Source organism: Streptomyces sp. NPDC001270 (assembly GCF_042896695.1).
GTDB lineage: Bacteria > Actinomycetota > Actinomycetes > Streptomycetales > Streptomycetaceae > Streptomyces.
Genome location: NZ_JBIAXM010000004.1, coordinates 376,928 through 391,830, shown reverse-complemented (window position 1 = coordinate 391,830; position 14,903 = coordinate 376,928). Strand labels below are relative to the sequence as shown.

Sequence of the window (14,903 nt, the reverse complement as noted above, 5' to 3'; positions counted from 1 at the left end):
CCGAGTGACCGGCGGTCCAACGACCGGCAACCGCGCAACCGGCGGCCGAGCGAGCGCGCTGGTGGAGCTGCGCGACGCCCACGTGGTCCACCGGGCGCGCAGCGGCGGACTGTTCGCACGGGACCGGGTGTACGCCCTGACCGGGGCCGACCTCACCGTCGCGCCCGGTGAGACGGTGGGTGTGGTCGGCGAGTCCGGGTGCGGCAAGTCGACGCTGGCGAAGCTGCTGGTGGGGGTGGAGCGGCCGACGGCGGGCACGGTGTCGTTCAAGGGCCGCGACCTGTGGTCCATGCCGGCCGCCGAGCGCCGGGCCACGGTCGGCGCGAGCACCGGGCTGGTCTTCCAGGACCCGTCGACCGCCCTGAACCGCCGGCTGCCCGTCCGGCGGATCCTGCGGGACCCGCTGGACGTGCACGGCCGGGGCTCCCGGGCCGGCCGTGCGGAGCGGGTGCGCGAGCTGATGTCCCTGGTGGGTCTGCCGGGCGCGCTCGCCGACGCCCTGCCCGGCCAGCTCTCCGGCGGCCAGCGGCAGCGGGTCGCCATCGCCCGCGCGCTGGCCCTCGACCCGGACCTGGTGGTCGCCGACGAGCCGACCAGCGCGCTGGACGTGTCGGTGCGGGCGCAGATCCTCAATCTGCTGCTGGACCTGCGGGAGCGGCTGGGTCTCGCGCTGGTCTTCGTGTCGCACGACATCCAGACGGTACGGCGGATGAGTGACCGGGTGATCACCATGTACCTCGGCCGGATCGTCGAGGAGACCCCCGCCGACCGGGTCACGGACCGGGCCCGGCACCCGTACACGCGCGCCCTGTTCTCCGCGACGCCCGGTCTGCTCGACCCGATCGACCCGATTCCGCTGGCCGGTCCGGTGCCGTCGGCGACCCGCCCGCCGAGCGGCTGCCCGTTCCGCACCCGCTGCTGGAAGGCCGACGCACTCTGCTCATCGGATATTCCGGACTTTTCGACCGCGTCGCACCCCGGACATCGCTACCGCTGTCATCATCCTGTGGAGGAGGACCAGTCGACCCGCGACCTCGTGCGCCAGAGTCTTCCCAGGGAGCCGTCATGACCGTTGCCGCCCCGCTCACCGGTGTCGTACCGCCCGTGTGCACTCCCCTGACACCGGAGCGCGAGGTGGACGTCCCCGCGCTCCTCAGGCTCGTCGACCATCTGGTGGAGGCCGGGGTGCACGGCCTGTTCGTACTCGGCTCGACCTCGGAGGCCGCCTACCTCACCGACCGGCAGCGGCGGCAGGTGGTGCAGGCGGTGACGGCGCACGTGGCGGGCCGGCTGCCGGTGCTGGCCGGCGCGATCGACATGACGACACCGCGGGTGCTGGACCACGTCGCGGCGGTGACGTCGGCGGGCGCCGACGCGGTCGTGGTCACCGCGCCCTTCTACACCCGCGTCCACCCGGCGGAGACCGCCCGCCACTTCCGGCTGGTCGCCGAGCGCAGCCCCGTCCCGGTCATCGCCTACGACATCCCGGCGGCCGTGCACACCAAGCTCCCCGCGGGTCTGGTGCTGGAGCTGGCCGCGGACGGCGTGCTCGCCGGTCTGAAGGACTCCAGCGGCGACCTGGCCGGCTTCCGCGAGGTCGTGACGGGCGCCCGGGGCCTGAGCGCCGGCACCGGCTTCGCCGCGCTCACCGGCTCCGAACTGGTCGCCGACGCGGCCCTGGCGCTCGGCGCCGACGGCGCGGTCCCCGGCCTGGCCAACGTCGACCCGCACGGCTACGTCCGCCTCTACCGGCTGTGCCGAGCGGGCGACTGGGCGGGCGCCCGGACCGAGCAGGAACGGCTGTGCGCCCTGTTCGGCATGGTGGGCGTCGGTGACCCGGCCCGCATGGGCGGCAGCTCATCGGCGCTCGGCGCCTTCAAGACGGCCCTGCACCTCCGCGGAATCATCCCCTCGGCCACCACGGCCGACCCCCAGGTCCCCCTGTCCCCGGAGGAAACAGAACAGGTCGGCACATACCTGGCGGCAGCGGGCCTGCTGTAGGGCGCCACGAAAAAACGCGGGACCGCAACGCCTCCAAAGGGGCGCGGGGCTGTATCGGCATACGGCTGCGCCGTGCGTGCGCGACCAGCCCCTGCCCGCCCGCAGAGCACAACGCACCCGTAGCCGAACACCACCCCCACCGCCCCAGCGGACCGCCAGGTCACGTCACCGGCAACAGCCGAAACCCGATCGTCTCGTACGCCCCCGAGACCCCCGTCTCGTAGAGCACACCGACCGTCCCCTGATCGATCTGGACGAGATCGGAGTACCCCGCCTTGTCCAGCGACAGCGTCACCGACTTGGTGAACGTCGCCCCGCCGTCCGTACTGCGCCACACGGCCATCGCCTCGCGGGAGCTGGGCACGGACGGCGCCGAGAACAGCAGCGGGGCGTGCGGGCCGCTCAGTTGCAGGACCGATCCTTCGACGACGGGGACGTCGTTCAGGGTGGGCTGGACGGCGTAGGGCCGGTCGAGGGTCCGGCCGCCGTCGCTGGAATAGCTGTCGAGGCGGTTGCCGGGGCGGCTGCCGTTCTGGTCCCGGGAGCTGAAGTAGAGGCGGCCGTCGGGGAGTTGGGCGGCGGTCGACTCGTTGGCGTTGACCAGGCCGTCGTAGGAGTCGTCGACGAAGCCCAGCCGCCAGGTGCATCCGCCGTCGTCGCTGTAGAGGGCGTGCCCGCCGTAGTACTTGGGCTCCTGGCCGGTGTCGGCGGAGCCGGCCGGCGGGGCCGCCGAGTGGTCGGCGGCGACGACCAGCCGGCCCGCGTGCGGGCCGCGGGTCAGGGCCACCGCATGGCCGGGCCCGGTGGCGTACCAGCGCCAGTCGGCCCGCTTCACGTCGGCCGTGATCTCCTTCGGTGCCGAGAAGCTCCGGCCGTCGTCGAGGCTGCGCTGCACGAACACCCGGCGGCTCTGCTCGGGGGTCACCTCGCCGCGGACGATCTGCGCCTCGGTGACCGCGCCGCTGTTGTACGAGGTGAGCAGCACGATCGCGCCGGTGCGCGGGTCGACGACCGGGGCCGGGTTGCCCCGGGTGTCCCCGTGCCCGGCGGCGACCACCGCGAGCGGTCCCCAGGAGCAGCCGCCGTCGGTGGAGCGGCGCAGGACGACGTCTATGGCGCCGCTGTCGCCCGCGCCGTCGTGCCGGCCCTCGGCGAAGGCGAGCACCGTGCCCGCGCGGGTCTCGACGACGGCCGGGATGCGGTAGGTGTCGTAGCCGCCCTGGCCCGCGACGTACGGCACCGAGGAGGTGCAGCCGGGCCCGGCGGAGGCGGGCCCGGCGAGGACGGGGGGCGCGGCCGCCACGGCGATCACCGCGGCGGCGAGAAGGGCGCGGCTCAGGACGCTCATCGATCTCATTATGAGGGCGCACGCACCGTCGGCCGCTCCACGTTCACCACCGCGAACACCACTGACGCGCGCCCCACGGCGGCCGGTTGGCGCGTTGGTACCGCGGGCGGCGGTCGCGTGCCGGGATACGCCCATGGGGGTGACCGGGGCGGTCAGGACGGCGTGCGGGCCGCCGCCAGCAGCCGGGTCACGTCGTCGGAGCAGATGGTCAGGGCGGCTCCGACGGTGGCGAGGACATCGCGTTCGGCGGGGGTGTAGGCGCCGTCGGCGAGGGCGATCCGGGCGGCCTGCAACAGGATGGACTCGCGCCCGCCGGGAGCGAGGTGCGGGGCGAGCGGGTCCAGGGCCTCGTGCAGCTCTATCGCCAGGCCGGCGCCGCCCGGCTGCTCGAAGACCCGGCCGGTGTCCGCGGCCAGCGCCTCGACCAGCGCGCCGAGCTGGTCCTCGGTGCAGTCGGCGAACCCGGCGGCGCGGACCGTGCTGGCGGCGGCGGCCAGCGAGGTACGGGCACAGGAGCCGCCCGCGGCCAGCACCGCGAGGGCGACGGTGTGCACGGCGTCGCGGAGCATCGCGGAGAAGCGGGAGGTGGTCGGGTGGTCGAGGACGTCGGTGCCGTAGTGGTGGCGGCAGGCCGCGCACTCGACGACGGGTCCCGCGGTGCCGCGCGGCAGCACGGGCACGCCGAGCAGGATGAAGCGGCGGCGGCCGGTGAGCCGCTGGTAGTTGCGGTCACCCCCGCAGCCGGGGCAGAAGAACTCGCCGTCCGCGACGGGTGTCCATGCGGTGCGGGTGCCCAGAATGCGGGCAAGCCTGGTGGCACGGCCGTCTCGTCCCCGTACTGGCAGCACGTCGCACCTCCGTAACTCCCCCACTGCCGCAAACGGCGTGGGCGGCGCCCACGCGGCAACGTCGCCGCGTGTGCGTGATGTTAGCCACATCGGCGATGCGGAGTCAGTACCCCGTACGAGACCTTTCCGTTACCTCCTCGCCGAAGTGGCTGGTAAACGACGTGGGCCCGACCGTCGTACACCCCGGCCGGGCCCATGAAACCGCTGGTCAGAGGGGTTCAGCGGGTCGCGCGGTTGACGGCGGAGACGACGGCCTTCAGTGACGCACGCGTCGTGTTCGCGTCGATGCCGATGCCCCACAGGACTTTGTCGCCGATCGCGCACTCGATGTACGAGGCGGCCTGCGCGGAGGCGCCCTCGCTCATCGTGTGCTCCTGGTAGTCGAGCAGTCGCACGTCGACACCGATGGCGTGCAGGGCGTCGAAGAAGGCCGAGATCGGTCCGTTGCCGGAGCCGGTCAGCACGGTGTCCTCGCCGTCGACCGTGGCCTCGACGGTGAGCGCGTCCACGCCGTCGGTGTCGGTGGTCGACTGGCCGGTCCTGACCTGGATGCGACCCCAGGGGTTGTCCGGGTTCGGCAGGTACTCGTCACGGAAGGCGGCCCAGATGTCACCCGGGGTGATCTCGCCGCCCTCGGCGTCCGTCTTCGCCTGGATGATCTTCGAGAACTCGATCTGCATCCGGCGCGGCAGGTCCAGCTTGTGGTCGTTCTTCAGGACGTAGGCGATGCCGCCCTTGCCGGACTGCGAATTGACGCGGATGACCGCCTCGTAGGAGCGGCCGACGTCCTTGGGGTCGATGGGCAGGTACGGCACCGCCCACTCGATGTCGTCGACGGTGACGCCGGCGGCCTTCGCGTCGGCCTCCATGGCGTCGAAGCCCTTCTTGATGGCGTCCTGGTGGGAGCCGGAGAAGGACGTGTAGACCAGGTCGCCCACGTACGGGTGGCGCGGGTGGACCTCCATCTGGTTGCAGTACTCCCACGTACGACGGATCTCGTCGATGTCGGAGAAGTCGATCTGCGGGTCGACGCCCTGCGAGAACAGGTTCATGCCGAGGGTGACCAGGTCGACGTTGCCGGTGCGCTCGCCCTGCCCGAACAGGCAGCCCTCGATGCGGTCGGCGCCGGCCATCAGGGCCAGTTCGGCGGCGGCGACCGCCGTGCCGCGGTCGTTGTGCGGGTGGACCGACAGCACGACGTGCTCGCGGCGGGACAGGTTGCGGTGCATCCACTCGAAGCGGTCCGCGTGCGTGGACGGGGTCGAGCGCTCCACCGTGGCGGGCAGGTTGAGGATGATCTCGCGGCCCGGTCCGGGCTGGTAGACGTCCATCACCGCCTCGCAGACCTCCAGCGCGAAGTCCAGCTCGGTGTCGGTGAAGATCTCGGGGCTGTACTGGTAGCCGAATTCCGTCTCGGGGCCCAGCAGCTTCTCGGCGTACTCCATCACCAGCCGGGTGCCGTCGACGGCGATCTGCTTGATGTCGTCCCTGGAGCCGCGGAAGACGACCCGGCGGAAGACCGGCGCGGTGGCGTTGTACAGGTGGACGGTGGCACGCCTGGCGCCCTTCAGGGACTCCACCGTGCGCTCGATCAGGTCCTCGCGGGCCTGGGTCAGCACGGAGATGGTGACGTCGTCCGGGATCGCGCCCTCTTCCTCGATGATCGAGCGCACGAAGTCGAAGTCGGTCTGGCCCGAGGCCGGGAAACCGACCTCGATCTCCTTGTAGCCCATCTTGACCAGCTGGTCGAACATCCGGCGCTTGCGCTCGGGCGACATGGGGTCGATCAGGGCCTGGTTGCCGTCACGCAGGTCGGTGGAGAGCCAGCGGGGGGCGACGGTGACCCGCTGGTTCGGCCAGGTGCGGTCGGGGATGTCCACCTGCTCGTACCGGCCGTACTTGTGGATCGGCAGGGAACTGGGCTGCTGGCGGTTGACCATGATGGCGTGGGCTCCTCGAAGAAATCCGGTGGGATCCGGTGTCCGGCAGGACGGCCGACGAGACAACGCCAAGCTCCGCGGGGAGGGGGTCGGCCTCGACTACAGGCCCTCGCCGCGGCAGCTAAGGAGAAGCAGCCCGAAACGCATGATGCCGAGCAGCCTAGCCGAGGCCCGCGGTATGCGCGGGTCCGTATCAGCATGCGGGACCCGACGTACAGGGCGGACAAAATCCGCGCCATACCATTGCGTATGACCGGGCCGGGCCCCTTGGCACGGTATTTCACCAATCATGGTTGCTGGTAGTGACATTGCGATAACACAGTGCAAAGGTGCGGGCATGACGACGAACGGGGGCTTCGAGCCCGTCTTCTGCACCATCGTCCCGCCGCACGTTCTCGACAAGCTCGCCCAGCACGAGGACTCCGCCGTCGCCGGGCCCGCGCGGCGCACCCTCGAACAGGACGCCCTGCAACGCACCCGGCGCAGGATCACCGCGGTCCGCAGCGCCGTCGCACCGACCGGCGCACCGTCCGGCAAACCGGACCGCACCGTCTACGACGCCCACGGCGCCGAGACCCTGCCGGGCAGGAAGGTGCACGCCGAGAACGACGGGGCCGCCAAGGACGCAGCCGTCAACCGCGCGCACGCGGGTCTCGGCGCCACGTTCGACCTGTACCTCAAGGTCTACGACCGGCACTCGATCGACGACGCGGGACTGCCGCTGATCGCCACCGTCCACTACGGCGAGAAGTACGACAACGCTTTCTGGAACGGCGAGCAGATGGTGTTCGGCGACGGCGACGGCGAGCTGTTCCTCGACTTCACCATCCCCGTGGACGTGATCGGCCACGAGCTGACCCACGGCGTCACCCAGTACACGGCGAACCTGGAGTACTACGGCCAGTCCGGAGCGCTCAACGAGTCCGTCTCGGATGTCTTCGGGGCACTGATCAAGCAGTACGCGCTCGGCCAGAGCGCCACGGACGCCGACTGGCTGATCGGCGCCGGCCTGCTCGGACCGAACGTCCACGGCGAGGCGCTGCGCTCGATGAAGGCACCGGGCACGGCCTACGACGACCCGGACCTGGGCAAGGACCCGCAGCCCGCGACGATGGACGACTACGTCAGGACCAGCCGGGACAACGGCGGCGTCCACATCAACTCCGGCATCCCCAACCACGCCTTCTACCGCGTCGCCACCGCGCTGGGCGGCAACGCCTGGGAGCGGGCCGGGCAGATCTGGTACGACGTGCTGACCGGCGGCGAGCTGGCGGCGGACGCCCAGTTCACCGACTTCGCCGAGCTGACGGTCGCGGCGGCCCGCGCCCGCTACGGCGAGAGCGAGGAGCACCAGGCCGTACTGAAGGCGTGGGAGCAGGTCGGGGTGCGGACCGCCTAGGTTCCGTACTACACAAGGACCCATGCGGATTCAGGTGAGGCGCACGGGCGGGTTCGCGGGCATCGAGCGGCACGCCGAGGTGGACACCTCGGGGCGGCCCGACGCCGCCGACTGGACGTCCCTGGCCGAGCGGGCACTGTCCGCCGGCCGGGGCTCCCCGCCCGCCGGAGTGCCGGACGGTTTCCACTACGAGATCACGGTGGACGGAAGGACGGTGTATGCGACGGATCCCCATCTGACGGCGGACCAGCGGGCGTTGATCTCGCGGGTGCTCAACGAAGGAGCGTGAGCGCTCCGCTGGGTGGGCAGGTGGGCGTCGCGCCGGTGTGGGGGGCACTCTGATGCCGGCGGGTGCCGACGGCAGGGGGGTGACGTGCCGGCGGGCGTCTGCGGGTGCGTCGTGGCTGGGCGCTCCCCCAAGTTCTCGGCTTCGCTCGAACAGGGGGGACCCCCAGTTCCCCGCGCCCCTTCGGGGGCGTGGCCCTGGGCGGTGGAGTGGTCAACCACCTTTTCCCATCAAGGGCGTTGACTTCCGTTACCGCGGGTACGGATGATCCCGCTCATGGTGACTGATGCAGGTGATCCGATTCCCCGGTTCCCGGACGGCTTCCTGTGGGGGGTGTCGACCTCGGCCCACCAGATCGAGGGGGCGGTGGACGCGCGTGAGCCCTCCGTGTGGGACGTGTTCACCGCCGAGCCGGGGCGCGTGAAGGACGGCTCCACGGCGGCGGTGGCCTGCGACCACTACCACCGCTACCGCGAGGACGTGGCGCTGCTGGCCCGCCTCGGCGTGGACGCGTACCGCTTCTCGGTCTCCTGGCCCAGGGTGAACTCCCCCGGCGGACTGGACTTCTACGACCGTCTGGTGGACGAGCTGTGCGCGGCCGGGATACGCCCCGTCCCGACCCTCTTCCACTGGGACCTGCCCGTCCGGCTGGACTGGCTCGACCGGGACACCGCGCAGCGCTTCGCCGAGTACGCGGCACTGGTCGCCGCCCGGCTCGGCGACCGCGTCACCAAGTGGATCACCCTCAACGAACCGGCCGAACACACCCTGCTGGGGCACGCGCTGGGCGCCCACGCCCCCGGCAGGCGGCTCCTGTTCGACGCGCTTCCGGTCGCCCACCACCAGCTCCTCGCCCACGGCCTCGCGGTACGGGCGCTGCGCGCGGCCGGCGCCGCCGACATCGGCATCGCCAACTCCCACGGCCCGACCTGGCCCGCGTCCACCGCGCCCGAGGACCTGGCGGCGGCCGATTTCTACGACGTCCTGCTGAACCGCCTGTTCGCCGATCCGCTGCTCCTCGGGCAGTACCCGGAGGGGATCGGCGAACTGCTGCCGGGCGACGTCGACGCGGACCTCAAGGTCATCGCCGAGCCGGTCGACTGGTACGGCGTCAACTACTACGCGCCGACCCGGGTGGGCGCCCCGCAGGACACGGAGAGCGAGGTCGGCGGGCTGACCATCCCGGCCGAACTCCCCTTCTCGGTACGGGAGATCGAGGGCCGCCCGGTGACGGACTTCGGCTGGCCGGTGGTCCCGGAGGGCCTGACGGAGCTGCTGACCGCCTTCCGGGACCGCTACGGCGACCGGCTGCCGCCGGTGGTGATCACCGAGAACGGCTGCTCGTACGAGGGCATCGACGACCAGGAGCGGATCACCTACCTCGACGGCCACATCAGGGCGCTGCACCGGGCGGTCGAGGCGGGCGTGGACGTGCGCGGCTACTTCGTCTGGTCGCTGCTCGACAACTTCGAATGGGCCGAGGGCTACGCCCGCCGCTTCGGCCTGGTGCACGTCGACTACGACACCCAGGAGCGCACCCCGAAGACGTCCTACGGCTGGTTCCAGGAGCTGCTGCGGGCGCAGAGGTGACCACGGCCGACCCGCCCGACGACGCCCTGGCCGAGCCCGTCGAGCGGGTCGGCCGGGGCTGGACGGCGGCGCTCTCGCTCGCCAACGGGGCCATCTGGGTGGGCTGGTTCGGGCCGTTGCAGATCCTGCTCGCCGCCCAGGCCGAGGACTTCGCGCCCGGTTCCGGGATGTCCAAGGAGACGATGCTGGCCTGGGTGACCGCCGCGGGCGCGGTAGTGTCGCTGGCGGCGAATCCGTTCTTCGGCGCGCTGTCGGACCGTACGACGTCCGCCCGGGGCCGCCGTACGCCCTGGATCGTGGCCGGCGCGGCGGGCGGCGCGGTGTCGCTGCTGCTGCTCGCGGGCGCGCGCGGGATGGGGACGATGCTGCTGGGCTGGTGCCTGGTCCAGCTGACCCTGAACGCGGCCTTCGCTGCGGTCACGGCGGCGGTGCCGGACCGGGTGCCCCGGCTCCAGCGGGGCGTGGTGGGCGGTTGGCTGGGGGCGGCGCAGATCCTCGGCGTGGTCGGCGGGACCGGTCTTGCGACGGCGGCGGGCGGCACCGGCGCGGGCTATGCGGCGTGCGCCGCGTTCACGCTGCTCGGGGTGGCGCCGTACGTGCTCGGCCACCCGGACCTGCGGCTGGCCGTCGCGGACCGGCCGCCCTGGTCCTGGCGGGGCTTCCTCGCCGGTTTCCTGGTGAGCCCGCGCCGCCACCCCGACCTCGGCTGGGCGTGGCTGACCCGGTTCCTGATCAACCTGAGCAATTCCCTCGTCCTGCTCTACCTCCTGTACTACCTGCGGGACCGGGTCGGTTACCACGACCCGGAGCAGGGCGTGCTGATCCTGACGGCGGTCAACGGTCTGACGCTGCTGGGCACGGTCGTGGCCGGCGGGCTGTGGTCGGACCGGGTGGGCCGCCGCAAGCCGTTCGTTCTCTGGTCGGGCGTGCTGATGGCGGTGGCGACGGCCGCGCTGTCGGCGTGGCAGACCTGGCCGGGGGCGATCGTGGCGGCGGCGGTCCTCGGCGTCGGCTTCGGGGTCTTCACCTCGGTGGACTTCGCGCTGATGACCGACGTCCTGCCGACGGCCCTCGACCGGGGCAAGGACCTGGGCGTCATCAACATCGCCAACGCCCTGCCCCAGGTCGCGGCCCCTGCCCTGGCCGCGCCGATCGTCACCTACCTCGGCGGCTACCGGGTGCTGTACCTGGTGTCGGCAGCGATCGGACTGGCCGGGGCGGTCCTGGTGGGCCGGATCAGGGGAGTCGACTGAGCGCTCCGCCGGAAGCGTCGCGTGGTGCCGTCGTTCGTCCGCGGCGCAGCGGAGTCACCCGGCCCGCTCGGTGCTCCGGCAGGCAGCCGCCGCGCCGGGCGGGCCCTACCCGGCCGCCGGGGCCGTCACAGGGCGCCCGCGTCCCGGGCCGTCCACACCGTCGGGTACAGCGGGCGGAAGCCCAGTTCGCGCCGGATGCGGTCGGTGGACAGGACGCCGTACCAGGGATCGGGGTCGGTCCGGGTGTGGGCCTCCTCGTGCAGGCCGACGCCGAGGATGCCGTGGATGTCCAGTGCGGTGACCGCGGTGTCGTCGGCGATGTTGTAGACGCGGCCGGTGACGCCGGGGGCGTACAGCAGCCGCGTCAGCCCCAGGGCGACGTCGGCCACGTGGACCAGGTGGAAGCGCTTGGCCGCAGGCCAGTCGGCGAGCCGGCTCACCGACCGGGCGAGATGCGGGTCGCCGTCGCCGTACACGAAGGCGAGGCGGCCCACCCGGACGTCGAGCGGGGCGAAGGCCGCGTCGGACAGCAGCGCGCGCTCGGCCGCCGCCTTGGACTGCGGGTAGGCGCCCCACAGGTCCCCGCCGGGCACGCTGTCGTCGTCCTCGACGTGCGGGCGGGCGCGTCCGGCGCCGTACACCAGGCCGGTGCTCACCTGCACGAAACGCCGTACGCCCGCGGCGACGGCGGCCCGGCCCAGCTCCAGGGCCGCGTCCCGGTTGACGGCCAGCGCCTCCTCCTCGGGTACGCCCCGGAAGGCGGCGGCGACATTGACGACGGCGTCGGCCCCGGCGACGGCCCTGCCCAGCGCGTCGGTGTCACGGAGGTCACCCACGGTGACCTCGGCGCCCAGGTCGGCGTAGGCGGCGGCGCGGTTCTCGTCCCGCACCAGGACCCGGACGCGCTCGTCGGGCCCGGCCTGCGCGAGCAGCCGGGGCACCAGGCCGCGGCCGACCTGTCCGGTGGCGCCGGTGACGAGTGTCAGCATGATCTGTTCCTCTCGGTTGGTGCCTCCACCCTGGGGCGGACGGGCGACCACCGGGAGAGACCGCCCGATCAGAGGATCGGGAGGCCCTGGATAAGCCGGGCGGACTGGGCCAGGGTGAAGGGGTGAACCGAGCCGAACTCGCCGACTTCCTGCGCCGCAGCCGTGCCCGGCTGGACCCGCGCGACGTGGGTCTGACCGCGGGCCCGCGGCGGCGTACGCCCGGCCTGCGCCGCGAGGAGGTGGCCTCCCTGGCGGGCATGTCCGTCGACTACTACGCGCGTCTGGAGCAGTCCCGCGGCCCGCGCCCGTCCCGCCCGATCCTGACCGCGCTGGCCCGCGCGCTGCGCCTGCGGGACGACGAACGCGACCACCTCTTCCATCTGGCGGGCGAGGAACCGCCGCGCCGCGAGGCCGCGTCCGGGCACGTGCGCCCCGGCCTGCTGCTGGTCCTGGACCGGCTGGACGACACCCCCGCGCTGGTGATCACGGACTGCGGTGAGGTCCTCGCCCAGAACGCGGCGTCGCGGGCGCTCTCGGGCGACCTGGCCGGCCGGCCGCCCGGCGAGCGCAACCTGATCCGCCGGTTCTTCCTGGAGCCGGCCGCCCGCCAGGTGATCCCGGCGGAGGACCGGGCGGAGCATGCGCGCCAGCACGTGGCCGGGCTGCGGGCGGTGGCGGCGGCCCGCCCCACGGACCCCGAACCGGCCGCGCTGGTCGCCGAACTACGGGCGGCCAGCGAGGAGTTCGCCCGGCTGTGGGAGCAGCACGAGGTCGCCGTGCGCCGCGCGACGACGAAGCGGTTCCGGCATCCGCTGGTGGGTCTGCTGGAGATGGACTGCGAGGTGCTGCTCGACGACGAGCAGCACCATCACCTCGTCATCCACACGGCCCGGCCGGGCACCGAGTCCCACGAACGGCTCCGGCTGCTGTGCGTGCTGGGCCTACAGGACATGACAGCGACCCGGCCCTGACCGCCCGGCCGGGTGCGGGCGGCACCCGCGGTGTCCCGTGCCCCGGCGCTAGTGCCTCGGCAGGCACTAGAAACCGAGCTTGCGCAGCTGCCTGGGGTCGCGCTGCCAGTCCTTGGCCACCTTCACGTGCAGGTCGAGGAAGACCGGCGTGCCCAGCAGTGCCTCGATCTGTTTGCGGGACTTGATGCCCACGTCCTTCAGGCGCTTGCCCTTGGGGCCGATGACGATGCCCTTCTGGCTGGAGCGTTCGATGTAGAGGTTGGCGTGGATGTCCAGCAGCGGCCGGTCCGCGGGGCGGTCCTCGCGCGGGAGCATCTCCTCGACGACCACGGCGATGGAGTGCGGCAGCTCGTCCCGGACGCCCTCCAGCGCGGCCTCGCGGATCAGCTCGGCCACCATGACCTGCTCGGGCTCGTCCGTGAGGTCACCCTCGGGGTACAGCGCCGGGCCCTCGGGCAGCAGCGGGACCAGCAGGTCGGCGAGGAGTTCCACCTGCTTGTCGCCGACCGCCGACACCGGGACGATCTCCGCCCACTCGAAGCCCAGCTCCTTGCCCAGCGCGTCGATGGCGATCAGCTGTTCGGCGAGGGCCTTGGAGTCCACCAGGTCGGTCTTGGTGACGACGGCGACCTTCGGGGTCTTCCTGATCCCGGCCAGTTCCTTCGCGATGAAGCGGTCGCCGGGGCCGATCTTCTGGTCGGCGGGCAGACAGAAGCCGATCACGTCCACCTCGGCCCAGGTGGTGCGGACCACGTCGTTCAGCCGCTCGCCCAGCAGCGTGCGCGGCTTGTGCAGGCCGGGGGTGTCGACCAGGATCAGCTGGGCGTCGGGACGGTGCACGATGCCCCGTACGGTGTGCCGGGTGGTCTGCGGCCGGTTCGAGGTGATCGCCACCTTCTGCCCGACCAGCGCGTTCGTGAGGGTGGACTTGCCCGCGTTGGGCCGGCCCACGAAGCAGGCGAAGCCGGCGCGGTGTAGGGCCTCGGCCGGCTGCTCGGATGACTGGGTACGAACGCTCATGCCGCCCATTGTCCCTGATCCCGAACCCGGCTCGGTACGGCGGACGGCCGGTGCCGAAGTCCCCACCGGGTCCCCGTGGGAAGCGGCGGACGTCACGGTCACGCCCGGACCGTGGCGGGAAGCGGCCGGCATCGCAGTCCCGACGCAGGAAGCAGCCGGCATCGCAGTCCCGCCCGGCCCGCCGCGCGCACCGGCGGGCGTCACGGCCGTGCGCGGCCCGTCGTGGTCTCCGTCGGCTGTGCCGGGCGTACGGGTGCGGACGGGCGGCGGGCGCGGGACCGGCGTGCCCTGCGGGCCCGGACCAGGAGGGCGGCGCCCACCACGGCCGCGGCACACACCGCCGCCGCCAGCCACGGCAGGGCGAGGAACGCGGCGCTCGCCGACTGCCGGGTGCCGGTCGCGTGCGCCGTCAACGTGACCTTCCCCCAGTCGAACTGGGGCGCGTTCCGCCAGCGCTCGGTGAGCCGGACCCGCTGACCGGGCAGCAGTTCGGCGGGCATCCCGGTCAGGTCGCGCGCCAGCAGCGTACGGCCGAACAGGCCCCGCGCCGTCAGCTCCACCTTCGGGTCGAGGGTCACGTTGCCGGTGTTGTGCAGGGTGTAGGAGACGGTCGCGGTGCTGTCGCCGAGACCGGGGACGAGCGGCTGCCGGTGGGCGACGTGGACGTCCTCGACGGCGAGCGCGGGCACCGCGGGGCCGCTCACCCGCAGATAGACGCGGGCGCCGACCGCCCGCCGCACGCCGAGCGCCACCGATCCGGCGCCCGGGTCGATCCGCTCGTCGATCGCCACGATCGCGCCCGGGTGGTCGCCCGGTTCGGCGTCGTCGGGGACGCGCAGGGTGAAGGGCACCTTGACGGTGCGGTGTCCTGGGACGGTGACCCGGGACGTCGCGGGCTTCGCCCAGGCGCCGACCCCCCGCATCCGCTCGTCGGCCGTCCGCACGGCGAAGCCGCCGTCCCGGGCGGTGTTGTAGGCGTCGGCCGCGTACAGCCGGAAGGTGAGGGGTTCGGCGGTCTTGTTGGCGACGGCCACCTCGTCGTCGATGGTCTGGCCGGGGTCGGCGGAGAGGTAGAAGTACGGGCGCGCGGCGGCCTCGGAGGAGACCGGGTGGACGGACCAGCTGCCGTTGTCGGCGGCCCGCGCGGGCGTGGCCGTGAGACCGAGGAGCAGACAGCACAGGCTCAGCAGAAGGGCGTACGGCTTGCGCATGGGTGCGGACCCCCACGGGCGTAGGTCGTGGCGGTCGGGCGGGTGCG

The 14,903-nt window shown here is 72.8% G+C and carries 13 protein-coding genes; 7 read left to right on the top strand and 6 right to left on the bottom strand.

Annotated features, from left to right (window positions below; translation table 11 throughout):
* Nucleotides 1-4: 4 nt before the first annotated feature.
* Together ACFY2B_RS09905 and ACFY2B_RS09900 are read left to right on the top strand one after the other, a co-directional pair.
* Nucleotides 5-1,069, top strand: a complete 1,065-nt coding sequence (locus ACFY2B_RS09905; RefSeq protein ID WP_390762664.1) for an oligopeptide/dipeptide ABC transporter ATP-binding protein — start codon at nt 5-7, stop codon at nt 1,067-1,069.
* On the top strand, nt 1,066-2,001 hold the full coding sequence (locus ACFY2B_RS09900; RefSeq protein ID WP_390762621.1) for a dihydrodipicolinate synthase family protein: 936 nt from the start codon (nt 1,066-1,068) through the stop codon (nt 1,999-2,001). Before ACFY2B_RS09905 ends, ACFY2B_RS09900 begins: the two co-directional genes overlap by 4 nt.
* Before the next feature lie 160 nt (nt 2,002-2,161).
* On the opposite strand, the gene ACFY2B_RS09895 is transcribed toward ACFY2B_RS09900, so the two are convergent.
* The 3 genes from ACFY2B_RS09895 to leuA form a co-directional block, all read right to left on the bottom strand.
* Nucleotides 2,162-3,349, bottom strand: coding sequence for an exo-alpha-sialidase (locus tag ACFY2B_RS09895; protein ID WP_390762620.1), 1,188 nt, complete (start codon nt 3,347-3,349; stop codon nt 2,162-2,164).
* Nucleotides 3,350-3,501: 152 nt separating this feature from the next.
* A complete protein-coding gene (locus ACFY2B_RS09890) occupies nt 3,502-4,197 on the bottom strand; it encodes a TerB family tellurite resistance protein (protein WP_390762619.1) in 696 nt (231 codons plus the stop codon).
* Nucleotides 4,198-4,415: 218 nt separating this feature from the next.
* Nucleotides 4,416-6,137 carry a 2-isopropylmalate synthase gene (gene leuA / locus ACFY2B_RS09885; RefSeq protein ID WP_390762618.1) on the bottom strand — a complete coding sequence of 574 codons (1,722 nt, stop codon included), beginning with the start codon at nt 6,135-6,137 and terminating at the stop codon, nt 4,416-4,418.
* A gap of 337 nt (nt 6,138-6,474) precedes the next feature.
* Here leuA and ACFY2B_RS09880 point away from each other — a divergent pair, with 337 nt between their 5' ends.
* The 4 genes from ACFY2B_RS09880 (at nt 6,475) to ACFY2B_RS09865 (ending at nt 10,665) form a co-directional block, all read left to right on the top strand.
* Nucleotides 6,475-7,536 (top strand): M4 family metallopeptidase, encoded by a 1,062-nt coding sequence (locus ACFY2B_RS09880; RefSeq protein WP_390762617.1) that lies wholly within the window; start codon nt 6,475-6,477, stop codon nt 7,534-7,536.
* Nucleotides 7,537-7,558: 22 nt separating this feature from the next.
* Nucleotides 7,559-7,825 carry a protealysin inhibitor emfourin gene (locus tag ACFY2B_RS09875; protein WP_390762616.1) on the top strand — a complete coding sequence of 89 codons (267 nt, stop codon included), beginning with the start codon at nt 7,559-7,561 and terminating at the stop codon, nt 7,823-7,825.
* Between the two features lie 273 nt (nt 7,826-8,098).
* Complete coding sequence (locus ACFY2B_RS09870) at nt 8,099-9,412, top strand: GH1 family beta-glucosidase (RefSeq protein WP_390762615.1); 1,314 nt, start codon at nt 8,099-8,101, stop codon at nt 9,410-9,412.
* Nucleotides 9,409-10,665 (top strand): MFS transporter, encoded by a 1,257-nt coding sequence (locus ACFY2B_RS09865; protein WP_390762614.1) that lies wholly within the window; start codon nt 9,409-9,411, stop codon nt 10,663-10,665. The genes ACFY2B_RS09870 and ACFY2B_RS09865 overlap by 4 nt, the downstream gene beginning before the upstream one ends.
* Nucleotides 10,666-10,790: 125 nt before the next feature.
* Here ACFY2B_RS09865 and ACFY2B_RS09860 read toward each other — a convergent pair whose 3' ends face one another.
* The gene (locus ACFY2B_RS09860; RefSeq protein WP_390762613.1) at nt 10,791-11,654 is read right to left on the bottom strand and encodes an NAD-dependent epimerase/dehydratase family protein; all 864 of its coding nucleotides are present in this window, start codon (nt 11,652-11,654) and stop codon (nt 10,791-10,793) included.
* A gap of 122 nt (nt 11,655-11,776) precedes the next feature.
* Here ACFY2B_RS09860 and ACFY2B_RS09855 point away from each other — a divergent pair, with 122 nt between their 5' ends.
* Entirely contained in the window at nt 11,777-12,625 is an 849-nt protein-coding gene (locus tag ACFY2B_RS09855) for a helix-turn-helix transcriptional regulator (protein ID WP_390762612.1), read from the top strand.
* A 66-nt stretch (nt 12,626-12,691) separates the two neighbouring features.
* Here the strand turns inward: ACFY2B_RS09855 and era are convergent, their stop codons facing one another.
* Nucleotides 12,692-13,645: a GTPase Era gene (gene era, locus ACFY2B_RS09850; RefSeq protein WP_390762611.1), complete on the bottom strand. Its 954-nt coding sequence runs from the start codon at nt 13,643-13,645 to the stop codon at nt 12,692-12,694.
* 200 nt (nt 13,646-13,845) lie between these two features.
* Entirely contained in the window at nt 13,846-14,856 is a 1,011-nt protein-coding gene (locus ACFY2B_RS09845) for a WxL protein peptidoglycan domain-containing protein (protein WP_390762610.1), read from the bottom strand.
* Nucleotides 14,857-14,903: the final 47 nt, after the last annotated feature.